The organism is Variovorax sp. PEI5, from assembly GCF_056679935.1.
Map to the genome: position 1 here is coordinate 2,055,558 of NZ_CM155257.1, position 22,370 is coordinate 2,077,927.

General features: G+C 70.7%; 21 protein-coding genes. 10 read left to right on the forward strand and 11 right to left on the reverse strand.

Annotation, left to right across the window (positions count from 1 at the left end; genetic code table 11):
• Window positions 1-14: 14 nt before the first annotated feature.
• The 3 genes from AC1MLT_RS09450 to AC1MLT_RS09460 are packed head-to-tail and all read left to right on the forward strand — an operon-like array spanning window position 15 to window position 3,719.
• Window positions 15-773 (forward strand): aspartate/glutamate racemase family protein, encoded by a 759-nt coding sequence (locus AC1MLT_RS09450; RefSeq protein ID WP_481032040.1) that lies wholly within the window; start codon window positions 15-17, stop codon window positions 771-773.
• The gene (locus tag AC1MLT_RS09455) at window positions 770-2,191 is read left to right on the forward strand and encodes an MFS transporter (RefSeq protein WP_481032041.1); all 1,422 of its coding nucleotides are present in this window, start codon (window positions 770-772) and stop codon (window positions 2,189-2,191) included. The genes AC1MLT_RS09450 and AC1MLT_RS09455 overlap by 4 nt, the downstream gene beginning before the upstream one ends.
• Window positions 2,192-2,201: 10 nt before the next feature.
• A complete protein-coding gene (locus AC1MLT_RS09460) occupies window positions 2,202-3,719 on the forward strand; it encodes an MFS transporter (RefSeq protein ID WP_481032042.1) in 1,518 nt (505 codons plus the stop codon).
• Between the two features lie 30 nt (window positions 3,720-3,749).
• Here AC1MLT_RS09460 and AC1MLT_RS09465 read toward each other — a convergent pair whose 3' ends face one another.
• From AC1MLT_RS09465 to ppk2, 11 genes are all read right to left on the reverse strand, one after another.
• Complete coding sequence (locus AC1MLT_RS09465; RefSeq protein WP_481032043.1) at window positions 3,750-5,027, reverse strand: MFS transporter; 1,278 nt, start codon at window positions 5,025-5,027, stop codon at window positions 3,750-3,752.
• A gap of 178 nt (window positions 5,028-5,205) precedes the next feature.
• Window positions 5,206-5,898: an urea ABC transporter ATP-binding subunit UrtE gene (gene urtE, locus AC1MLT_RS09470; protein WP_481032044.1), complete on the reverse strand. Its 693-nt coding sequence runs from the start codon at window positions 5,896-5,898 to the stop codon at window positions 5,206-5,208.
• A gap of 130 nt (window positions 5,899-6,028) precedes the next feature.
• Window positions 6,029-6,907, reverse strand: a complete 879-nt coding sequence (urtD, locus tag AC1MLT_RS09475; protein WP_481032045.1) for an urea ABC transporter ATP-binding protein UrtD — start codon at window positions 6,905-6,907, stop codon at window positions 6,029-6,031.
• Entirely contained in the window at window positions 6,904-8,151 is a 1,248-nt protein-coding gene (urtC, locus tag AC1MLT_RS09480; protein ID WP_481032046.1) for an urea ABC transporter permease subunit UrtC, read from the reverse strand. The genes urtD and urtC overlap by 4 nt, the downstream gene beginning before the upstream one ends.
• Complete coding sequence (gene urtB, locus AC1MLT_RS09485; RefSeq protein WP_481034954.1) at window positions 8,148-9,728, reverse strand: urea ABC transporter permease subunit UrtB; 1,581 nt, start codon at window positions 9,726-9,728, stop codon at window positions 8,148-8,150. Before urtB ends, urtC begins: the two co-directional genes overlap by 4 nt.
• Before the next feature lie 220 nt (window positions 9,729-9,948).
• Window positions 9,949-11,226 carry an urea ABC transporter substrate-binding protein gene (gene urtA, locus AC1MLT_RS09490; protein WP_481032047.1) on the reverse strand — a complete coding sequence of 426 codons (1,278 nt, stop codon included), beginning with the start codon at window positions 11,224-11,226 and terminating at the stop codon, window positions 9,949-9,951.
• A gap of 112 nt (window positions 11,227-11,338) precedes the next feature.
• Window positions 11,339-12,316: a D-2-hydroxyacid dehydrogenase family protein gene (locus tag AC1MLT_RS09495; protein ID WP_481032048.1), complete on the reverse strand. Its 978-nt coding sequence runs from the start codon at window positions 12,314-12,316 to the stop codon at window positions 11,339-11,341.
• Window positions 12,313-12,696, reverse strand: coding sequence for a hypothetical protein (locus AC1MLT_RS09500; RefSeq protein ID WP_481032049.1), 384 nt, complete (start codon window positions 12,694-12,696; stop codon window positions 12,313-12,315). Before AC1MLT_RS09500 ends, AC1MLT_RS09495 begins: the two co-directional genes overlap by 4 nt.
• Window position 12,697: 1 nt before the next feature.
• Window positions 12,698-13,669 carry a Bug family tripartite tricarboxylate transporter substrate binding protein gene (locus AC1MLT_RS09505; protein WP_481032050.1) on the reverse strand — a complete coding sequence of 324 codons (972 nt, stop codon included), beginning with the start codon at window positions 13,667-13,669 and terminating at the stop codon, window positions 12,698-12,700.
• A 40-nt stretch (window positions 13,670-13,709) separates the two neighbouring features.
• The gene (locus AC1MLT_RS09510; RefSeq protein ID WP_481032051.1) at window positions 13,710-14,777 is read right to left on the reverse strand and encodes an extracellular catalytic domain type 1 short-chain-length polyhydroxyalkanoate depolymerase; all 1,068 of its coding nucleotides are present in this window, start codon (window positions 14,775-14,777) and stop codon (window positions 13,710-13,712) included.
• A 72-nt stretch (window positions 14,778-14,849) separates the two neighbouring features.
• On the reverse strand, window positions 14,850-15,764 hold the full coding sequence (gene ppk2, locus AC1MLT_RS09515; protein WP_481032052.1) for a polyphosphate kinase 2: 915 nt from the start codon (window positions 15,762-15,764) through the stop codon (window positions 14,850-14,852).
• Window positions 15,765-15,935: 171 nt separating this feature from the next.
• On the opposite strand from ppk2, the gene AC1MLT_RS09520 reads away from it, so the two are divergent.
• The 7 genes from AC1MLT_RS09520 to AC1MLT_RS09550 all read left to right on the forward strand — a co-directional run bounded on the left by AC1MLT_RS09520 (window position 15,936) and on the right by AC1MLT_RS09550 (window position 22,333).
• Window positions 15,936-17,000: a transporter gene (locus AC1MLT_RS09520; protein WP_481032053.1), complete on the forward strand. Its 1,065-nt coding sequence runs from the start codon at window positions 15,936-15,938 to the stop codon at window positions 16,998-17,000.
• Window positions 17,001-17,111: 111 nt separating this feature from the next.
• On the forward strand, window positions 17,112-17,966 hold the full coding sequence (locus AC1MLT_RS09525; RefSeq protein WP_481032054.1) for a 3',5'-nucleoside bisphosphate phosphatase: 855 nt from the start codon (window positions 17,112-17,114) through the stop codon (window positions 17,964-17,966).
• On the forward strand, window positions 17,963-18,907 hold the full coding sequence (locus AC1MLT_RS09530; protein ID WP_481032055.1) for a DMT family transporter: 945 nt from the start codon (window positions 17,963-17,965) through the stop codon (window positions 18,905-18,907). The genes AC1MLT_RS09525 and AC1MLT_RS09530 overlap by 4 nt, the downstream gene beginning before the upstream one ends.
• A gap of 17 nt (window positions 18,908-18,924) precedes the next feature.
• Complete coding sequence (locus AC1MLT_RS09535) at window positions 18,925-19,560, forward strand: L-threonylcarbamoyladenylate synthase (protein WP_481032056.1); 636 nt, start codon at window positions 18,925-18,927, stop codon at window positions 19,558-19,560.
• 40 nt (window positions 19,561-19,600) lie between these two features.
• Window positions 19,601-20,290: a site-2 protease family protein gene (locus AC1MLT_RS09540; RefSeq protein ID WP_481032057.1), complete on the forward strand. Its 690-nt coding sequence runs from the start codon at window positions 19,601-19,603 to the stop codon at window positions 20,288-20,290.
• A 39-nt stretch (window positions 20,291-20,329) separates the two neighbouring features.
• The gene (locus AC1MLT_RS09545; RefSeq protein WP_481032058.1) at window positions 20,330-21,664 is read left to right on the forward strand and encodes a tryptophan--tRNA ligase; all 1,335 of its coding nucleotides are present in this window, start codon (window positions 20,330-20,332) and stop codon (window positions 21,662-21,664) included.
• A 63-nt stretch (window positions 21,665-21,727) separates the two neighbouring features.
• Window positions 21,728-22,333 (forward strand): response regulator transcription factor, encoded by a 606-nt coding sequence (locus AC1MLT_RS09550; RefSeq protein WP_481032059.1) that lies wholly within the window; start codon window positions 21,728-21,730, stop codon window positions 22,331-22,333.
• The last annotated feature ends 37 nt before the right edge of the window (window positions 22,334-22,370 follow it).

Here is a 22,370-nt window from a genome sequence, read left to right on the forward strand (position 1 = left end):
GCGGGAACCATCCCATGCGCCTGCTGGTCATCAACCCCAACATCTCCGAGAGCGTCAGCGCGCTGATCGAGGCCGAGGCCCGGCGCAGCGCCGAGCCCGGCACCGAGATCACGATGAAGACCGCCGCCTTCGGCGTCGCCTACATCGAGACGCGCTTCGAGGCGCTGATCGGCGCCTATGCCACGGCGCAGCTGGCCGCCGAGCACCATGCCGGCCACGACGCGGTGATCGTCGCGGCCTTCGGCGACCCCGGCCTGGCCGGCCTGCGCGAGGCCCTGCCCGTGCCGGTGCTGGGCATGACCGAGTCGGCGCTGGCCACCGCCGCGCTGCTGGGCCACCGCTTCTCCATCATCGCGATCTCGCAGCGCATCCAGGCCTGGTATCGCGAGATGGTCGAGAGCCACGGACTGATCGGCCGGCTGGCCAGCATCCGCGCGCTCGACCGCCCGCTGGCGAGCATCGGCCACGTGCAGGACGAGCATGCCCAGGCGCTGCTCGCGCTGTGCGAGCGCGCGGTGCGCGAGGACGGCGCCGAGGTCATCGTGCTGGCCGGCGCGCCGCTCGCCGGCCTGGCCCGCACGCTGCGCGGGCGCCTGCCGGTGCCGGTGGTCGATGGCGTCTCCAGCGCCGTGCGGCACGCGGCGACCCTGGTGGCGCTGGCGCCGGGCCGGGCCACGGCCGGCAGCTTCGCGCCCCCGCCGGCCAAGCCGCACCAGGGCCTGCCGGAGGCCATCGCCCGCCTGCTGGACGGCCGGGCGGCGCCCCCGGCTTGAAGCCCGGGCCGGGCGCGCGCGCCGGCGCCGACGACCGCGACGGCCGCGCCGGCCGCGCCGGCCGCGACGACCGCGACGACCGCGACGCCCCGGACGCCCTGGACGACCTGCATGGGCCGTCGGATCGCGCGGTCGCGCGCGCCCTGCCGACGCTGACGGCAGTGCAGGCGGTGGTCGCCATGGGCAGCTTCGCACTGTCGGTGCTGGCGCCGCAGCTGGGCGTCGACCTCGGCCGCCTCGGCGGACTGGGCGGGCTGCTGTTCGGCGTCGGCGCGCTGGCCTCGCTGGCCTCGGGCCGGCTGATCCGCTGGCTGGGCGACCTGCGGCTGGCCGCGCTGTGCACCGGCTGCGTGCTGCTGGCCATGGCCGGCCTGGCGGCGGAGGCGATGGCCACCGGCGGCGTGGGCGCGATGCTGTGGCCGGCCGCGCTGCTGCTGGGCCTGGCCTTCGGACCCGAGACCCCGGCCAGCGCCTCGGTGCTGATGCGCGTCACGCCACCGGCCCGCCGGCCCTGGGTGTTCTCGATCCGCCAGACCGGCAACCAGATCGGCGCCATGGCCGGCTCGCTCGGCCTGCCGGCGCTGCTGCCGCTGCATGCGGCGGCGCCGTTCGCGCTGGTCGCGCTGCTGGCGGCGGCGGTCGCCCTGGCCTGCCTGCGGCTGGCGCGCGGCGCCGGCCCCGGCACCCGCCCGGTCGCCGCGCCCGGTCCGACTGCCGCTGCCGATGTTGATGCCGCTGCCGATGCCATGGACGATGCCGCGTCCTCGGCCACGACGACGACACCGGCGTCGTCGTCATCGGCCGCCACGCGCTCCGGCGACCACGCCAGCGGCCTGCGCGAGCTGGCGGCCTCGCCGGCGCTGCGCCTGCTGACCCTGACGATGGTGGTCTTCATGGCCAACCAGGTCTGCCTGAACCTGTTCGTCATGAGCCATGCCGTGCGCCACTGGCGGCTCGACGTGCCGGCGGCCGCCGGCTGGGTGGCGCTGATGCAGGGCGCGGGCCTGGCCGGCCGCCTGCTGTGGGGCCGCGTGGCGCAGCGCCCGGGCGTCTCGACGCGGCGCCTGCTGGGCGGGCTCGGGCTGCTCACGGGCGGCTCGGGGCTGCTGCTGTTCCTGTGGCCGGCGACGCCGCCGGCCGCCGCGCTGGCGCTGCTGATCGCCTTGCTGGGACTGAGCGCGAGCGGCTGGAATGGCGTCATGGTGGCCGAGCTCGCGCGCCTGGCCGGGCCGGCGCGCGCCGGCGCGGTCACCGGCGCGGCCCTGCTGTTCGGCTATGCCGGCCTGGCGCTGGCGCCCCCGGGCTTCGCCGTCCTCGGCGGCGCCCTGGGCACCGCGACGGCCTTCGCCCTGCCGCTGGCGGCGACGGCGGCGCTCGGCGCGCGCCTGCTGTGGGCGGCCGATCGGCGCACCGCATAAAGTGTGGCCGATGACGAATCGCAGCATCGCCTCGCCCCCTTCCGCCCCGCCCACCCCTGCCACTCCTTCCTCCTCGGCCACCGGCCCGCGCCACCGCACCACCGACATCCCGGCCCGCCTCGACCGCCTGCCCTGGTCGCGCTGGCACTGGCGCGTGGTGATCGCGCTGGGCATCGCGTGGGTGCTCGACGGCCTGGAGGTGACGCTGGTCGGCTCGGTCGGCGGCGTGCTGGAGCGCCCGGACACCCTGGGCCTGTCGGCGGCGCAGATCGGCGCCGCCGGTTCGCTCTACATCGGCGGCGCGGTGCTCGGCGCGCTGGTGTTCGGGCGCATGGCCGACCGGCTCGGGCGCAAGAAGCTGTTCCTCATCACGCTCGCGGTCTACACGGCGGCCAGCTTCGCCACCGCGTTCTCGCCCGACTTCCTGTTCTTCGCGGTCTGCCGCTTCATCACCGGCGTGGGCATCGGCGGCGAGTACGCGGCCATCAACTCGGCCATCGACGAGCTGATCCCGGCCCGGGTCCGGGGCCGCGTCAACCTGGCGATCAATGGCAGCTTCTGGCTCGGCGCGGCGCTGGGCGCCGGCCTCAGCCTGGTGCTGCTCGACCCGCGCGTGCTCGGGCCGGTGTGGGGCTGGCGCGTCGGCTTCGGGCTGGGCGCGCTGCTGGCGCTGGCGATTCTGCTGATCCGGCGCGACGTGCCGGAGAGTCCGCGCTGGCTGATGGCGCACGGCCGCGAGGCCGAGGCCCTGGCCGTGATCGAGGCCATCGAGGCCCGGGTCGCCGCCGAGCACGGGCCGCTGCCGCCGGTGCCCGTCGAGCAGCACCATGCCTTCGTCGCCGGCGGCACGGCGCCCTCGCTGCGGCGGGTGGCGCAGGTGCTGTTCCACCGCTATCGCCAGCGCAGCATCGTCGCGCTGGCGCTGATGGTGTCGCAGGCCTTCTTCTACAACGCGATCTTCTTCACCTACGCCCTGGTGCTGACGCGCTTCCACGGCGTGCCGGCCGGTCGCGTGGCGCTCTACATCTTCCCGTTCGCGCTGGGCAACGTGCTCGGGCCGCTGCTGCTCGGGCCGCTGTTCGACCGCGTCGGGCGGCGCCGGATGATCGCGCTGACGTACACCCTGTCGGGGGTCGGCCTGGCGCTCACGGGCGCGGCCTTCATGGCCGGCTGGCTGAACGCGCTGACGCAGGCGCTGTGCTGGTCGGCGGTGTTCTTCCTGGCCTCGGCGGCGGCGAGCTCGGCCTACCTGACGGTCAGCGAGGTGTTCCCGCTGGAGATGCGCGCCCTGGCGATCTCGCTGTTCTACGCCGTCGGCACGGGCGCCGGCGGCTTCGCGGCGCCCTTCCTGTTCGGCCTGCTGATCGAGACCGGCAGCCGGGGCGCGGTGGCGGTGGGCTATGCCATCGGCGCCGTGCTGGTCGTGGCCGCCGGCCTGATCGCGCTGCGCTGGGGGGTGGACGCGGAGCGGCGCTCGCTGGAGGACATCGCGCCGCCGCTGGGCAGCGAGGACGGCGCGCGCGGCTGACGCGCCGGATCGGGCGCCGGGCCTCGGGCGTCAGGCGTGGGCGGCGACGGTCCGCAGCGTGCGCCGCTCGACCGCCAGCGACCACGCGAACATGCCCAGGCCGGCGATGCCCAGCAAGGCGCCGACCCAGCCGGTAGAGGTCCAGCCCAGGCCGGCCGTGATCGCCACGCCGCCGAGCCAGGCGCCCAGGGCATTGGCCATGTTGAAGGCCGAATGGTTGAGCGCGGCGGCCAGGGTCTGCGCCTCGCCCGCCACGTCCATCAGGCGGATCTGCAGCGCCGGGCCGATGGCGACGACGGTGCCGATCAGGAAGGTGCCGAGCGCCGCCGTCACCACGTGGTGCGCCATGAAGACGAAGGCCACCAGCACCACCACCGACCACGCCAGCAGGGTGCCGATGGTCCGCATCAATGCCTTGTCGGCCAGCCGGGCGCCCACCAGGTTGCCCGTGACCATGCCCAGGCCGAACAGCGCCAGCACGAACGGCACGCCGCCCACCGGCATGCCCGCGACCTCCGTCAATGTCGGCTTGATGTAGCTGAAGACCGCGAACATGCCGCCGAAGCCGATCGCCGCGATGCCCAAGGTCAGCCAGACCTGCTTGCGGCGCAGCGCGTCGAGCTCGCGCATCGGGCTGGCGCCCGGTGCCGGCGCCAGGTCGGGCACGCCACGGCGCAGCATGACCATGGCCAGCAACGCGATGGCGCCGACGAAGACGAAGGCCGCGCGCCAGCCGAACTCCTGCCCCAGCCAGGCCGCGATCGGCACGCCCACCAGGGTCGCGCCGGTGAGGCCGAGCATCACCAGCCCGACGGCGCGGGCGCGCTTGCCCGCCGGCGCCAGCGAGGCCGCCACCAGCGCCGCGACGCCGAAGTACGTGCCGTGCGGCAGCCCGGTCAGGAAACGCATCAGGTTGAGCGAGAGATAGCCCGGCGCCAGCGCCGAGGCGAAGTTGCCGATGGCGAACACCGCCATCAGCGCGATGAGCAGCGTGCGCCGGCGCCAGCCCGCCGCCAGCACCGCCAGCAGGGGCGCGCCGAGCACCACGCCGACGGCATAGGCGCTGATCACGTGGCCGGCCTGCGGGATGCTGACGCCGATGTCCTTCGCCACCTCGGGCAGCAGGCCCATGATGACGAACTCGCCGGTGCCCAGGGCGAAGCCGCCGACGCCCAATGCCAGCACGGCGCGCAGCAGCGTGCGGTCGGCGGCGGCGTCGCGCGCGGCGGGCGAGGAGGAGGAGGAGGATGAAGTGGTCGCGGATGCCGGGGCGGCATCGAGGTCGTCGGAGAAGATCGGGGTGGTCATGGGCAGGCAGGCGGGCGCGGGCACGGACGGGATGCGGATGATGCCGAACCACGGCCCGGCACGGCGATCTAGGGGTTAACCCTGGCGCGCGACCTTACCATGCGGGACCGCCGGGAAGCGCCGCGAGGCCGTCGTTCTAGGCATGGCGCCCTCGCCTCGCCCAAGCCTGCGCACGCCCTCAGATCGCGACCAGCTGGCGCACGCCGTGGGCTTCCATGTCCTTGCCCTGGCCGCGCGCGATGACCTCGCCGCGCTCCATCACCAGGTAGTCGTCGGCCAGTTCCTGGGCGAAGTCGTAGTACTGCTCGCACAGCACGATCGCCATGTCGCCGCGATCGGCCAGCATGCGGATGACGCGGCCGATGTCCTTGATGATCGACGGCTGGATGCCCTCGGTGGGTTCGTCCAGGATCAGCAGCTTGGGTCCCGGCGCCAGGGCGCGGGCGATGGCGAGCTGCTGCTGCTGGCCGCCGGAGAGATCGCCGCCGCGCCGGTGCAGCATCTGCTTCAGGACCGGGAACAGGTCGTAGAGCTCGGCCGGGATCGGCGTGCCGCCACTCCTGTAGGCCAGGCCCATGCGCAGGTTCTCCTCCACCGTGAGGCGGGCGAAGATCTCGCGGCCCTGCGGCACGAAGCCCATGCCGGCGCGCGCGCGCTCGTAGGGCGTCCGGCGGTGGATCGGCTGGCCGTCGAGCTCGATGCTGCCGCTCTTGATGGGCACCAGGCCCATGATCGACTTCAGCAGCGTGGTCTTGCCCACGCCGTTGCGCCCGAGCAGCACGCTGACCTTGCCGAGCGTGGCCGTGAAGCTGACGTCGCGCAGGATGTGCGAGCCGCCGTAGTACTGGTGGATGTTCTTTACGGTGAGCATGTCGTGTTCTTCCTTGCTCCCTTTCCCGGAGGAAGAGGGAAAAGAGGGGCCATCGTCCCGGCCACGTGCGAGAAAAGAGGATGTCCCACGACCGCCCGCCGACGCCCCCCGCCCGACGACCTCGACGGCCTCATCGTCCAAGGTAGACCTCGATCACGCGTTCGTCGGCCTGCACTTCGTCGAGGGTGCCCTGCGCCAGCACGGAGCCGTCGCACAGCACGGTGACGATCTCCGAGATGGTGCGGATGAAGCTCATGTCGTGCTCCACCACCATCAGCGAGTGCTTGCCCTTGAGCGTGAGGAAGAGCTCGGCCGTGCGGGCGGTCTCCTCGTCGGTCATGCCCGCGACCGGCTCGTCGAGCAGCAGCAGCCTGGGGTCCTGCATCAGCAGCATGCCGATCTCCAGCCACTGCTTCTGGCCGTGGCTGAGGGTGCCGGCCAGGCGCGAGACGCTGTCGGCCAGGTGGATCGTGCCGATGATCTCGGCCAGCCGGTCGCTCTGCGCCGAATCGAGCCGGAAGCGCATCGAGCGCGCCACGCCCTTGTCGGTCTTGAGCGCCAGCTCCAGGTTCTCGAACACCGTCAGCTGCTCGAACACCGTCGGCTTCTGGAACTTGCGGCCGATGCCCAGCTGGGCGATCTCGGCCTCGCGGTGGCGCAGCAGGTCGATGGTGCTGCCGAAGAAGACGGTGCCGGAGTCGGGCCGCGTCTTGCCGGTGATGATGTCCATCATCGTGGTCTTGCCCGCGCCGTTGGGCCCGATGATGCAGCGCAGCTCGCCCGGGGCGATGTCCAGCGACAGGTTGTTGATGGCCTTGAAGCCGTCGAAGCTGACGCACACGTCCTCCAGGTAGAGGATGCGGCCGTGCGTGACGTCGACCTCGCCCGGCGTGGCGATGCGGCCCGAGCCGGCCTCGCGTCCGCCGGATTCGGTGTTGCCCGTCGCGCCCGCCGGGCCGCCCCGCCGCCCGAGGCGCTGCGCGCCCTGCTCCATCAGATCGGGCGTCATGCGCGCGCTCCCTTCGTCTCGATGCCACCGACGGCGGCGGCCGTCACGCCCACGGGCGGCAGCGCCTCGGGCTCCATGCCCTCGCCGGCGGCCAGGGCGCGCTGCGCCTCGTGCCGGGCATCGTCCGACGCCACGGCGCCGCGATCCCCGGGCGCGAGCCACTTGCGCACCAGCCCGACGATGCCCTGCGGCAGGAACAGCGTCACGGCGATGAACAGCGCGCCCAGGAAGTACAGCCAGTATTCCGGATACGCCACCGTCAGCCAGCTCTTGGCGCCGTTGACGATGAAGGCGCCGACGATCGGCCCGATCAGCGTGGCGCGGCCGCCCACCGCCGTCCAGATCGCGATCTCGATCGAGTTGGCCGCGCTCATCTCGCCGGGATTGATGATGCCCACCTGCGGCACGTACAGCGCGCCGGCCACGCCGCACATCACGGCCGAGATGACCCAGATCGTCAGCTTGTAGGGCAGCGGGTTGTAGCCCGAGAACATGACCCGCGTCTCGGCGTCGCGGATGGCCTGCAGCACGCGGCCGAACTTGCTCGCGATCAGCCAGCGGGCGAACAGGAAGCACCCCAGCAGCACCAGCCCGGTGATCACGAACAGCGTCATGCGCGTGCCTTGGGTGGCGATCGGGATGTCGAGGATGCGCTTGAAGTCGGTGAAGCCGTTGTTGCCGCCGAAACCGGTCTCGTTGCGGAAGAACAGGAGCATCGCCGCGAAGGTCAGGGCCTGCGTGATGATCGAGAAATACACGCCCTTGATGCGCGAGCGGAAGGCGAAGAAGCCGAACACCAGCGCGATCAGGCCCGGCACCGCCACCACCAGGACCAGCGTCATCGCGAAGCTGCCGCTGAAGGTCCAGTGCCAGGGCAGCTCCTTCCAGTCGAGGAACACCATGAAGTCGGGCAGGTCGCTCTTGTAGTTGCCATCGCGCCCGATCTGGCGCATCAGGTACATGCCCATCATGTAGCCGCCGAGCGCGAAGAACAGCCCGTGGCCGAGCGACAGGATGCCGGTGTAGCCCCAGATCAGGTCCATCGCCAGCGCGCAGATGGCGTAGCACATGATCTTGGCCGTCAGCGCGACGGCGTAGTCGCTCATGTGGAAGGGGCTGTCCGGGCTCACCCACAGGTTGAGCGCCGGCGCCACCGCGCACACCGCGATCAGCGCCACGAAGAACGCGGTCCAGCCCTTGCCGCGCAGCAGCGGGCCCTTGGTCGGCAAAGTCACGGCGGTCATGCCTCACGGCCTTTCATTGCGAAGATTCCCTGGGGCCGCTTCTGGATGAACACGATGATGAACACCAGCACCGCGATCTTGGCCAGCACCGCGCCGGCCCAGCCCTCGATGAACTTGTTGAGGATGCCCAGCCCCATCGCCGCGTACACCGTGCCGGCGAGCTGGCCGACGCCACCCATCACCACCACCATGAACGAGTCGACGATGTAGCTCTGGCCCAGGTCGGGGCCGACGTTGCCGATCTGGCTGAGCGCGCAGCCGGCCAGTCCGGCGATGCCCGATCCCAGCGCGAAGGCATAGGTGTCGATGCGCGCGGTGTTCACGCCCATGCACGAGGCGATCGGACGGTTCTGCGTCACGCCGCGCACGAACAGCCCGAGCCGCGTGCGGCCGATCAGCCAGCCCATCGCCAGCAGCACGCCGACCGCGAAGACGATGATGCCGATGCGGTTCCACGGCAGCGACACGTTGCCCAGCATGGTGAAGCCGCCGCTCATCCACGAGGGGTTCTCCACGCCGACGTTCTGGGCGCCGAACAGCGAGCGCACCAGCTGCTGCAGCATCAGGCTGATGCCCCAGGTCGCCAGCAGCGTCTCCAGCGGCCGGCCGTACAGGAAGCGGATCACGCCGCGCTCGAGCACCGCGCCGACCAGCGCCGAGGCCAGGAACGAGACCGGGATGGCGGCGATCAGGTAGCCGCCGAACCAGGCCTCGGGCAGGTAGCGCTGGAACACGCCCTGCATCAGGTAGGTGGCATAGGCGCCGATCATCATCAGCTCGCCGTGCGCCATGTTGATGACGCCCATCAGGCCGTAGGTGATGGCCAGGCCCAGCGCGGCGAGCAGCAGCACCGAGCCCAGGCTGATGCCGCTGAAGACGGCGTTGATGCGGTCGCCCCAGACCAGGCGGTCGTCGATGCGCCGGACGGCGGCGACCAGCGCGGCCTTGACCTCGACGTCGTCCTCCTTGGCCAGGCGCTCGTTGAGCAGCAGCTTGACCTCGGGGCTGCCGCTGCCCGCCAGCGTGCCGGCGGCCTCGATGCGGCGCGCGCGATCGGCGCTGTCGAGCATGCTGGCCGCGCGCACGCGCTCCAGCCGGGCCTTGATGGCGGGCACCCGCTCGGCCGCCAGCGCGCGCTCGATCAGCGGCAGGCGCGATTCGTCGGGCTCGTTCAGGAGCGTCTGCACGGCATCGCCGCGCACCTTCTCGTCGGTGCTGGTGAGCCGGAGCGCGGCCATCGCCGACTCCAGCGTGCTGCGCAGGAGGTTGTTGTTGACGATGTCCTCGGCATCCTCGGGCACCCGGGCCTCGGCGCCGCTGACCGGGTCGAAGCCCTGGTCGTCCTTCATCACGAAGACGCGCCCGGGCGTCGTCTTCACGGCGTCGTCGGCCATGGCCTGGAAGAACTCGGCGGTCCTGGCATCGGCCGTCGGCACGGCCTTGTTGATGGCCGCCACGCGATCGTCGGTCTCGCCGCTCGCCATGGCCCGCGCCTCGTCGGCCGTCAGCGCCTGGGCCGGCCAGGCCACCAGCAGCGCGAGCGCCACCGCGCAGGAATGAAGAAAGCGCATGGTCATGGATGGATGCGACACGGCATGGATGGATGTGAAAACCCGGCAGGAACCGGCGCAGCCGGTCTGCTGTTCATCGCCCCCTCAGGGGGCAGGCCTCGCCCCACGAAGTGGGCGAGCCTGGGGGAATGCCGGAAACACCGCGGAACTGGCTCTGCCAGGCCGCAGGTGTTGCCCCCGGCAGGGGGGTGGGCGAAGCGACACGCAGTGCGCGAAGCCTGGGGGGTTACATGGTCTTTCCAGCGGGCTGGTCGGGCTTCTTGTCGTTGCCTTCGATGAACGGACTCCACGGCTGGGCCTTGATCGGCGCCGGGGTCTTCCACACCACGCCGAACTGGCCGTCGGCCTTGATCTCGCCGATGAACACCGGCTTGTGCAGGTGGTGGTTCTTCGGGTCCATCTCGACCGTGAAGCCGTCCGGTGCCTTGAAGGTCTGGCCGGCCATGGCGGCGATGACCTTGTCGGTGTCGGTCGACTTGGCCTTCTCCACGGCCTGCTTCCACATGTGCATGCCGATGTAGGTGGCTTCCATCGGGTCGTTGGTCAGCGGCTTGTCGGCCTGGCCGGGCAGCTTCTTGGCCTTGGCGTAGTCGCTCCACTGCTTGATGAAGGCCGTGTTGGTCGGGTTCTTGACCGACATGAAGTAGTTCCAGGCGGCCAGGTGGCCCACCAGCGGCTTGGTGTCGACGCCGCGCAGCTCCTCCTCGCCGACCGAGAAGGCGACGACCGGCACGTCCTTGGCCTTCAGGCCGGCATTGCCCAGCTCCTTGTAGAACGGCACGTTGGAGTCGCCGTTGATGGTGGAGATCACGGCCGTCTTGCCGCCCTGGGAGAACTTCTTGATGTCGGCGACGATGGTCTGGTAGTCGCTGTGGCCGAACGGCGTGTACTTCTCGTCGATGTCCGAGTCCTTCACGCCCTTGCTCTTGAGGAAGGCGCGCAGGATCTTGTTGGTGGTGCGCGGGTAGACATAGTCGGTGCCCAGCAGCACGAAGCGCTTGGCGCCGCCGCCGGCCTTGCTCATCAGGTACTCGACCGCCGGGATGGCCTGCTGGTTGGGCGCGGCACCGGTGTAGAACACGTTCTTCGACAGCTCCTCGCCCTCGTACTGGACGGGGTAGAACAGGAGGCCGTTCTGCTCCTCGACCACCGGCAGCACCGACTTGCGCGACACCGAGGTCCAGCAGCCGAAGATGACGGCGACCTTGTCCTGGCCGAGCAGCTGCTTGGTCTTCTCGGCGAACAGCGGCCAGTTGGAGGCCGGGTCGACGATCACGGGTTCGAGCTTCTTGCCCATCACGCCGCCCTTGGCGTTGATCTCCTCGATGGTCATCAGGGCCACGTCCTTGAGCGCGGTCTCGGAGATGGCCATGGTGCCCGAGAGCGAGTGCAGGATGCCGACCTTGATGGTGTCGGCGGCGAAGGCCGGCGCGACGCCGAGCCCGGCGAAGGCGACGGCGGCGGTGATCGCCTTGAGGGTGAAACGGCGTTGCTGCTGCTGCATGATGACTTCTTCCTTCTCGGTGGTGTCTGGATGGAAGGAGTCTGCGCAGCGCGGCGACTTCGGCCAATACGCCGGGTGGCGTACGGCGTCGAGACCGCCCGTTCCCGGGGTGTCAGCCGCCCGGCATCAGGCGCGGCAACGGCGCGCCATCCAGCCAGGCCTGCACACCCTCGGCCGCGTCCCGGTAGAAGCGCTCGAACACCGGTTGCGACACGAACCCCAGGTGCGGCGACAGCAATGCGTTGGGGAGTCCGCGCAGCGGATGCGCGACGGGCAGCGGCTCGCTCGAGTACACATCGAGCGCCGCCGCGCCCGGACGGCCGGCGCGCAGGGCGTCGACCAGCGCGGCCTCGTCGACCAGGCCGGCGCGCGAGGTGTTCACGAACACGGCATCCGGACGCATCCGCGCCAGCCGCCCGGCATCGAACAGGTGGCGCGTCGCCTCGGTCATCACCAGGTGCAGGCTCACGACCTTCGAGGTCGCCACCAGCTCGTCGAGCGACACCGCGTGCGCGCCATGCTCGGCCGCCCGCTCGGCGGTCATGCGCGGGCTCCAGGCCACCACCTCCATGCCGAAGGCCCGGGCCACGCGGGCCATGCGCGCGCCGATCTCGCCCAGACCGACCAGGCCCAGCCGTTCGCCATGCAGCACCTGACCGAGCGGGCCGCCATCGCGCCACCGGCCCTCCCCCATCGCCGCCACGGCCTGTGGCAGGCGCTTGACCGCCGCCAGGATCAGGGCCCATGCGAGTTCGCAGGTGCTCTCCTTGGACGGTCCCCAGGCCGTGTGGCACACCGGCACGCCACGCGCCCGCAGCGCGGCGACATCGAGCGCCGCGTTGCGCGTGCCGGTGAAGGCCAGGTACTTCAGCCTGGGCATGGCCGCGACCAGCGCGGCATCGACCGGCGTCCGGTCGCGCATCAGCACCAGGGCGTCGGCGTCCTTCACGGCATCGAGCAGATCGGCGTCCCGCAGCTGGGCGGTGTGGATGCGCAGGTCGGCGCGCCGTTCGATGGCCGACCAGTCGGCCAGCCGGCGGGCGGCATCTTCGAGGTCGTCGAGCACGACGACGAGGGGGCGGGGATTCATGTCGGGTCGATCAGGAGGCTGGGGTCCAGGGCACGGATGCGCGGGTCGACGTAGTAGCCGCCGTATTCCGTGTAGCGCAGGAACGGTCGGGCACAGTTCACGCAGCGCCAGAGTTCGCAGCGGTTGTAGGGGAAGTGGGCGAGCGAGATGGGGGCATCGGGCGCGTCGTAGCGGGTGCCGTCGGGGTGGAATTCCTCCAGCGTCGGCTCGTCGTAGGCATCGCCCTCGCGCAGGCTGCCGACGCATTCGAGCAGCGCGCCGTCGAAGGTCGCCGGCAGGCTCTCCCAGCCCCGGCACCGCAGCGCCCCGCACGGGCAGGCCGGGTCCGGCGCGTGGCGCGCGGCGGCGGCGCGCAGGTCCGCGATCGTCAGTGCCGCCATGTCAGTCGGGGGTCGCGCCCGAGGTCTTGACGACCTTGGTCCACTTGTCCAGGTCCTTCTGCGCGAAGGCCTGGAAGTCGGCCGACGACATGTTCATCGGCTCGGCGCCGAGGGCGAAGATCCGGGCCTTCATCTCGGTGCTGGCGAGCGCCTCGCGCACGACCTCGTTGAGCTTCCTGGCGATGGCGGGGTCCAGGCCGGCCGGGGCCAGCAGGCCGTACCACGGCTTGGCATCGAAGCCCGGCAGGCCGAGTTCGGCGACCGTCGGGATGTCGGGGAAGGCGGCCGATCGCGTGAGGCCGGTGCTGGCCAGCACCTTGACCTTGCCGGCCTTGACGTGGGGCATCGCCGGCACCGGGTTCTCGAACGACACCGGCACCTGGCCCGCCAGCAGGTCGTTCATGGCCGGACCCGATCCCTTGTACGGGATGTGCTGCATCTTGATGCCGGCGCTCTGGTTGAACATCTCGCCGATGATGTGCTGCGGCGTGCCGGAGCCGGCCGAGGCGAAGTTGATCTTGTCGCCCTTCTTGGCGCGCGCGATCAGGTCCTTGATGGAGGTGATGCCCGAGGCCGGATTGGCCAGCACCACGAAGGCCGCGTTGGCCACCGGCGCAACGAAGGTGAAGTCCGCGATCGGCTGGTAGGGCAGCTTGGCGTAGAGCGACGGCGAGATGACGATCGGTCCGCTCGCCGCCAGCAGCAGCGTGTAGCCGTCGGGCGCGGCCTTGGACACGTAGTCGGTGCCGACGTTGCCGCCGGCGCCGCCCTTGTTCTCCACCACCACGGTCTGGCCGAGCTTCTGCTGGAGCGGAATCGCCAGGAGCCGCGCCATGACGTCCGTGGTGCCGCCCGGGGCGTAGGGCGAGATGATCTTGATGGGCTGCTTCGCGGGCCAGGCCTGCGCCAGCGCGACGGCGGGCAGGAGCGCGGCGGCGAGGAGCGCCGGGACGAAGAGGCGGCGAGGGGTCATGGGAGTCTCCTGATTCTTGGGTGGGGGAACGAGGCGACGTTCATATCACAGGCTTGAACTGCTTCTGCACGAAGGCCCACAGCAGGCGCGAGGCATCCGGGCCGGCCGGGTCGCTGTAGGCGACGCTCTTGAGGCCACCGCTCCAGGCGTGGCCGAGCTTCTCGATCTGGCACAGCGTGACGACGGTGCGGCGGCCGCGCTTGAAGTCGGTGACGCGCATCGGATGGCGCTGGCCGCGCCGCACCAGGCGCTCGGGCGAGGGGCGCGCCGCCGTCGCCGCCGCCCACACCATGGCGGCGCTGTGGGCGTTGCTCGCCGCCACCACATGATCGGCATCGCCATGCAGCACCAGCAGGGGCGGCAGCACCGCGCCCTGCGCGGCCGCGCCGATGGCCTTGCCCACGGCGGTGGTCGGGATGGAGGCGGCGCGGCGGCCATGCATGGCGCTGATGGCGGTGGCGGTGGACTGCGCGGCGCCAGGCGCCACGCCCGAATGCATCACCACCGCCGCGAAGCGGCCGGGCTGGCGGGTCGCCAGCAATGCCGCCATGCCGGCGCCGGCGGACAGGCCCGCCACCGCCACGCGCGCGCGGTCGACCGCGTACAGCAGGCAGACCTGGTCGATGGCGGCCATCAATGTCGCCGCCTCGCGGTCGGCATTGCCCGAGCGGGTGTCATACCAGTTCCAGCAGCCCTGCGGATGGTGCAGACGGTCCTGCTCGGGATAGAGCACCAGGAAGCGCTCGCGCGCCGCCAGCCGGTTCATGCGGGTGCTGGTGGCGAATTCGCGGCCGGTCTGGCCGCAGCCATGCAGCATCACCATCAGCGGCAGCTTCTCGCCGAAGGCCAGCTGGAGGCCCGGCGGCCGATAGAGGTGATAGCCGCGCGTGCCGCCGGGTCCCATGGCGATGCCGCTGATCCAGTCGCCCGGTCCGGGTGGCGGCTTGCGCTGCTCGGCGGCGGCGTCGGCGACCTTCTTCGTCACCTGCCTGGCGATGCGCCGGCCGTTGCCGATCGCGGCCTGGGTGAAGGCCTGGAGGTTGCGCTGGTACGCGCGCGTGAGCGCGGACGTGGCGGAGGAAGCGGAGAAGGAGGAGCGTCGGGCCATGGGAAACAGTGTGACGCCTCGTCCAGGGGTCCGGCGTCGGCCTTTGGCCCAATCCGCCCGGGCCGTCGGCGCTCAGTAGATTTCGGGGACGATCATGTTCGCCGGCACCGGCTGGCGGAAATAGTCCGGGTTGCGCATCCGCGCGGGCAGGCTGATGGGTGGATGCTCGATCTCGTGATAGGGCAGCTGGCCCAGCAGGTGGGCGATGCAGTTCAGGCGCGCCTTCTTCTTGTCGACCGCCTGCACCACCCACCACGGCGCCTCCTCGATGTGGGTGCGCTCCAGCATGATCTCCTTGGCCTTGGTGTATTCCTCCCAGCGGCGGCGGCTCTCCAGGTCCATCGGGCTGAGCTTCCACTGCTTGAGCGGATCGTGGATGCGGCCGAGGAAGCGCAGGTGCTGCTCGTCGTCGGTGATGGAGAACCAGTACTTGATCAGCTTGATGCCCGAGCGCACCAGCATGCGCTCGAAATCCGGCACGCTGCGGAAGAACTCCTCGTACTCGTCGTCGCTGCAGAAGCCCATGACCCGCTCGACGCCGGCGCGGTTGTACCAGCTGCGGTCGAACAGCACGATCTCGCCGGCGGCCGGCAGGTGCGCGACATAGCGCTGGAAATACCACTGCGTGCGTTCGCGGTCGTTGGGCGCGGGCAGCGCCGCCACGCGCGCCACGCGCGGGTTGAGCCGCTGCGTGATGCGCTTGATCACGCCGCCCTTGCCGGCGGCGTCGCGGCCCTCGAACAGGATCACCACCTTCTGCCGGCTGTGCTGCACCCAGTCCTGCAGCTTGACCAGCTCGCCCTGCAGGCGGAACAGCTCCTTGAAGTAGGAAGCCCGCGCGACCCGGTCGACGCCGACCGGATCGCCGGCTTCGTCGACGTGGCGATCCTCGATCTCCAGTTCCAGCTCCTCGTCGTAGCTGTCGACGAGGTCGCGGGCGATGCGCTGCATGAGTTCGTCTGGGTCGGGATGGAAGCTGGCCGGCATGGTGTCGTCGAAGGATGGAGAGGGATGGAAGAAGGACTGCGCAGGAACGCCGCGATGCTGCCGTGGCCCCATGACGGCCGCATGACAGTGTCGCGCCACCGACATCTGCCTGTCACATGCCGGCGCGAACATCCTCGCACCGCTCCCCTCTCCGATGCAACGCGAGTTTCCATGACGCTGCCCGTGCCCGATGCGACGGGTCCGCCGCCCCACCCCGGCGACGACGCCGGCCTGATCTGCGGCTACCTGTTCGCCGCCGCCCCCGGCGTGGACGCCGTGCGGCCGCTGGACATCGGCGAGGCGGCGGCCTGGCTGGGCCGCGACACCGGACCTGGCGACGACGACGGCGATGCCTCCGGCGCCTTCGCCTGGCTGCACTTCAACCTGAGCCACGCCCACGCCGAGCGCTGGATCGAGCGCCACGCCGGCCTCTCCGATGCCTTCTTCGAGGCGCTCAAGGACGGCTCCCATTCGACCCGCATCGAGCGCGACGACGACGCCCTGGTGGCGGTGATCAACGACGTGCACTTCGATTTCGGCTTCGAGCCCTCGGACATCGCGACGCTGTGGGTCAGCGTCGGTCCGCGCCTGGTGGTGACGGCGCGCACGCGCCCGCTGCGCTCGGTGGACGTCCTGCGCACGGCCGTGCGCCGGGGCGACGCGCCGGGCTCCAGCATCGGCCTGCTGGAACAGCTCATGCGCACGCAGGCCGATGGCCTGGTGGGCATCGTGCGCGGCGTGACCACGCGCGTCGACGATGTCGAGGATGCCCTGCTGAGCGGCCGGCTCGACCGCAAGCGTGCGCGGCTGGGCGTGCTGCGCCGGCTGCTGGTGCGGCTGCAGCGCCTGCTGGCGCCCGAGCCGGCGGCCCTGTTCCGCCTGCTGCAGCACCCGCCGGCCTGGGTGCCCGAGGACGACCTGCAGGAACTGCGTGGCGCCAGCGAGGAGTTCTCGGTCGTGCTGCGCGACATGCAGGGCCTGCAGGAGCGCATCAAGCTGCTGCAGGAGGAGATCGCCGCCAGCGTCAACGAGGACAACAACCGCAGCCTGTTCGTGCTGACGGTGGTCACGGTGCTGGCATTGCCGATCAACATCCTCGCCGGCCTGTTCGGCATGAACGTCGGCGGCATCCCGCTGGCCGAGGACGCCCATGGCTTCTGGATCGTGGTGGCGATCGTGCTGGGCTTCACCGCCGTGGCCGGCTGGGTCACCTTGCGGCGCCACCGGGACGGCTGACGAGCGGAGCCGGCCCCGGCCGGGCATGCCGCCCCGGTGTGGCCGAGGCGACGACGGGGGCATGTCGCCGGCGCGCTGCGCGAGGTCGCCCTTCGCGAATAAGATCGGCGGGTGCCTTCCATCCTCAACGCCGACCTGCATTGCCATTCCGTGGTCTCCGATGGCACGCTCACGCCCGAAGCCCTGGCCGAGCGCGCCGCCGCCAATGGCGTCGAGCTCTGGGCCCTGACCGACCACGACGAGGTGGCCGGCCAGCAGCGCGCCCGCGATGCCGCCCACGCGCATGGCATGCGCTACCTGACCGGCGCCGAGATCTCGGTCACCTTCGCCGGCGAGACCGTCCACATCGTCGGCCTGGGCTTCGACGCCGACGACACCCGCATCCGCGACGGCCTGCACGCCACGCGCGGCGGTCGTCAGGCGCGCGCGCAGGAGATGGCCGCCGGACTGGCCAAGGTCGGCATCGCCGGCGCCTACGAGGGCGCCCTGCGCTTCGTCGGCAATCCCGAACTGATCTCGCGCACGCACTTCGCGCGCTTCCTGGTCGAGAGCGGCGTCTGCAAGGACACGCCCGAGGTGTTCCGCAAGTACCTGACCGAGGGCAAGCCCGGCTACGTGCCGCATCGCTGGGCCAGCCTGAAGGACGCGGTGCACTGGATCACCGAGGCCGGCGGCATCGCGGTGGTCGCGCATCCCGGGCGCTATCGCTTCACGGCCAACGAGGAGCACGCGCTCTTCACCGAATTCCAGGCCCACGGCGGCCGCGCCATCGAGGTCGTGACCGGCAGCCACACGCCGGCCGAGTACGTCGAGTACGCCGACAAGGCGCTCGAATACGGCTTCGCCGCCTCGCGCGGCAGCGATTTCCACAGTCCCGACGAAAGCCACACCGATCTCGGCCAACTGCCCTGGCTGCCCGGCACCCTGACGCCGGTCTGGGAACTGCTCGAAGACCGCATCCGGTGAGCGCGCTGCCCGGCGATCGGTCCCCGGGCGAGACCCGACCGACGCGCGACCTCGAATCCGAACGGATCCTCGCCGGCATCGGCCTGCTGATCCTGGCGGTGGCCTGCTTCACCACGCTGGACACCGCGACCAAGATCTCCGTGGCCGGCGTGCCGATCCTGATGGGCGTGTGGTTCCGCTATGCCTTCCAGGCCGTCGCGACCACCCTGTTCCTGCTGCCTCGCCACGGCACGGCGATCCTGCGCACCGCGCACCCCCGCTTCCACGCCTTGCGTGGCGCCCTGCTGCTGAGCACCAGCATCTTCGCGTTCCTGAGCCTGCGCTACATGCCGCTGGCGGAGTTCACGGCGGTGGTGCTGATCGCGCCGCTGGTGGTGACCCTGCTGGCCGCCACGGTGCTCAAGGAGCAGGTGTCGGCGCTGCGCTGGAGTCTGGTGGCCGGCGGCTTCGTCGGCACCCTGGTCATCCTGCGGCCGGGCAGCGGCACCTTCAGCTGGGCCATCCTGCTGCCGCTCGGCCTGGTGCTGACCAATGCCTGCTTCCAGGTCCTCACCAGCCGGCTGGCGCAGACCGAGAGTCCGCTGACGATGCATTTCTACACCGGCTGGGTCGGCACGCTGATCGCCTCGTGCGCCCTGCCGTTCGCCTGGACGGCGCTGCCCTCGTGGCACCTGTGGGGCGTGCTGTGCATCATGGGCGTGATGGGCTCGATCGGACATTTCCTGTTGATCCTGGCCTACCAGCGCGCCCCCGCCTCCACCCTCACACCCTATCTCTATGCGCAGATCGGCTTCGCGACGCTCGGCGGCTGGCTGGTCTTCTCGCACATCCCCGACACCGGGTCGCTGATCGGCATGGGAATGATCGCGGCCTGCGGCGCGGCCGGCGCCTGGCTGACGGTGCGCGAGCGGCGCGTGCCGATCGAACCGGCCGAGACCTGAGCGAAAGGAGCCCGCCAATGGCACAGTTTTTCGAAGTCCACCCCGACAACCCCCAGCAGCGCCTGCTCAAGCAGGCCGTGACCCTGCTCCAGCGCGGCGAAGTCATCGCCGTGCCGACCGATTCGAGCTATGCTTTCGTCTGCCACCTCGACGACAAGGAAGCGGTCGACCGGCTGCGGCGCGTGCGCCAGGTCGACGACAAGCACCACCTCACCCTGCTGTGCCGCGACCTGGGCGAGCTGTCGAACTACGCCCGCGTCGACAACAAGCAGTACCGCCTGCTCAAGGCCGCCACGCCCGGTCCCTACACCTTCATCCTGGAGGCGACCAAGGAGGTGCCGCGGCGCGTCAGCCATCCGCAGCGCAAGACCATCGGCCTGCGCGTGCCCGACCACAAGGTGCTGTGCGAGCTGCTGACATTGCTGGGCGAGCCGCTGCTGGCGACCACCCTGATCCCGCCGGGCGAGACCGAACCGATGAACGACGCGCAGGAGATCCGCGAGCGCTTCGAGAAGCTCATCGGCGCCGTGATCGATGCCGGCGCCTGCGCGTCGGAGCCGACCACGGTGGTCGACCTGACGCCGGTGGGCGACGGCGACGAACCGGTCATCCTGCGCCAGGGCCGGGGCGCGCTGGCGCCGCTCGGGCTGTAGGTCCAGGCTGCGTGCCGGCCCCCTCTGAGACAATCGACCGGTGGACCTTTTCCAGTTTCCCCAGCTCTCCCAGCTCATCCAGACCGTCGCGATCTATGCCCTGCCGGTCATCTTCGCCATCACGGTCCACGAGGCGGCGCACGGTTACGCGGCGCGCCATTTCGGCGACGACACCGCCTATGTCCTGGGCCGCATGACGCTCAATCCGCTGCGCCACATCGACCCGGTCGGCACCATCCTGATGCCGCTGCTGCTGTATTTCGCCACCTCCGGCGCCTTCCTGTTCGGCTACGCCAAGCCGGTGCCGGTGCAGTTCGGCAACCTGCGCCATCCCAAGCGCGACATGATCTGGGTGGCGCTGGCCGGGCCGGCGTCGAACTTCGTCATGGCGATCGGCTGGGCGCTGGTGCTGCTGGCGCTGGTCGCGCTGGGCGTCGACGAGACCTTCTTCATCCGCATGGCGCAGGGCGGCATCATGGTGAACCTGGTGATGTGGGCCTTCAACCTGTTTCCCCTGCCCCCGCTCGACGGCGGCCGCGTGCTGGCCGGCCTGCTGCCGCGCGGGCGCGCCCAGGACGTCCTGATGCGCATCGAGCCCTTCGGCTTTTTCATCGTCCTGGCGCTGGTGCTCGCCGGCGTCGTCGGCACCTGGTGGCTGCAGCCGCTGATGCAATTCGGCCTGAAGGCGATCGGCGTGCTGGTGTCGCCGTTCGAATTCCTGCTGCGCTAGCCGCCCGCCGCACCCCCTTCCATCTTTCCGACCGTTCCCATGACGCCGCCCTCCACGCCGCCCTCCACGCCGCCCTTCACCCGCTACCTCACCGGCATCACGACCACCGGCACGCCACACCTGGGCAACTACGTCGGCTCGGTGCGCCATGCCGTGCGCTTCAGCCGCCGCGCCGATGTGCAGAGCTTCTATTTCCTGGCCGACTACCACTCGCTGATCAAGGTCGACGATCCGGCGCGCATCCAGCGCTCGACCCTGGAGATCGCCGCCACCTGGCTGGCCTGCGGGCTCGACCCCGAGCGCGTGACCTTCTACCGCCAGTCCGACATCCCGGAGATCGCCGAGCTGACCTGGTTCCTGACCTGCGTCACCGGCAAGGGCCTGCTCAACCGAGCCCACGCCTACAAGGCGGCGGTCGACCGCAACACCGCCCGCGCCGAGGACCCCGACGCCGACGTCACCGCCGGCCTGTTCATGTACCCGGTATTGATGGGCGCCGACATCCTGATGTTCAACGCCCACAAGGTGCCGGTCGGCCGCGACCAGGTCCAGCACATCGAGATGGCGCGCGACATGGCGCAGCGCTTCAACCACCTCTACGGCGACCACTTCACGCTGCCCGAGGCCGCGATCGACGAGGCGGTGGCGACCCTGCCCGGCCTCGACGGCCGCAAGATGAGCAAGAGCTACGACAACACGATCCCGCTGTTCACGCCGCGCGCCCAGCTGCAGAAGCTCATCGGCGGCATCGTGACCGACTCGCGCGCGCCGGGCGAACCCAAGGAGACCGAGGGCTCGGCCCTGTTCCAGCTCTACCAGGCCTTCGCCGATGCCGACGAGACCGCCACCCTGCGCCGCTCCTTCGCCGAGGGCATCGGCTGGGGCGACGCCAAGCAAGTGGTGTTCGAGCGCGTCGACCGCGAGATCGCGCCGCTGCGGGCGCAGTACGAGGCCCTGATGGCCGATCCGGCGCACATCGAGCGCGTGCTGCTGGCCGGCGCCGAGAAGGCCCGCGCGATCTCGCGCCCCTTCATCGCCGAGCTGCGCCACGCGGTCGGCCTGCGCCGGCTGGAGCCGGCCCGTCAGCCCGCCGCGGCGAAGGCGGCCAGGGCCGCGCGCCCGAGCTTCAAGCAATATCGCGAGCGCGACGGATCGTTCCGTTTCAAGTTCCTCGATGCCCAGGGCCAGCTGCTGCTGCAGAGCCAGGGTTTCGGGACGCCGCAGGAGGCCGGCCGGGCCATCGCCTTGTTGCAGGAGCAGCGGGGAGAAGCATTGAACACACTCGCCAATCGCCTCGAACCCATCGACAATGAAACAATACGTATAACCATCGAGGCGTTGGAGACGCTGGCTAATACGTCCAGCGGCGTTTGAACAACGGCGAATCGCGTCCCGGAGCCCGCAGGGCCGCCGGGGCATCTACCAAGAGAGCAGACCATGAGTATCTATGTCATTGACGACCACCCCCTGATGCGTGACGCCATCGTCATGGTGTTGAGGCGCCTGCGACCGGCCGAAAGCATCGTGGAGCTGGAGCGCCTCGACAAGCTGACCGGCGCCGTCAAGCAGCATGGCATGCCCGACCTCTTCTGCCTCGACCTCAAGCTGCCCGACACCACGGGCTGCTCGGGCGTGATCGCGGTCAAGGAGGTCTATCCGAACGTGCCGATCGCCGTGTACTCGGCTTCTCCGGCGGCCGACATGGAGGAGGCCTGCATCGAGGCCGGCGCCGACACCTACATCGAGAAGTCGGCCAGCTCGGCCGAACTCACCGCGGCCCTGCGCGGCCTGCTGATGGCCGACAGCGAAGCCGAGGAACCCGTCGCGACCTCCGCCAGCGGCAAGCTCTCGAAGCGCCAGACCCAGCTGATCGCCATGCTCGACAAGGGCATGAGCAACCGCGACATCGCCGCCGAACTCGAGATCAGCGAGCACACCGTGAAGGTGCACCTGTGGCGCCTGTTCCGCCGCCTGGGCGTCAAGAGCCGCACCCAGGCCCTGCATCACGCGCGCAGCCACGGGCTGTTGTCCGGCTCGATGTGATCCGGATACGACAGAACGCTCTGATTCTGTAACCGGC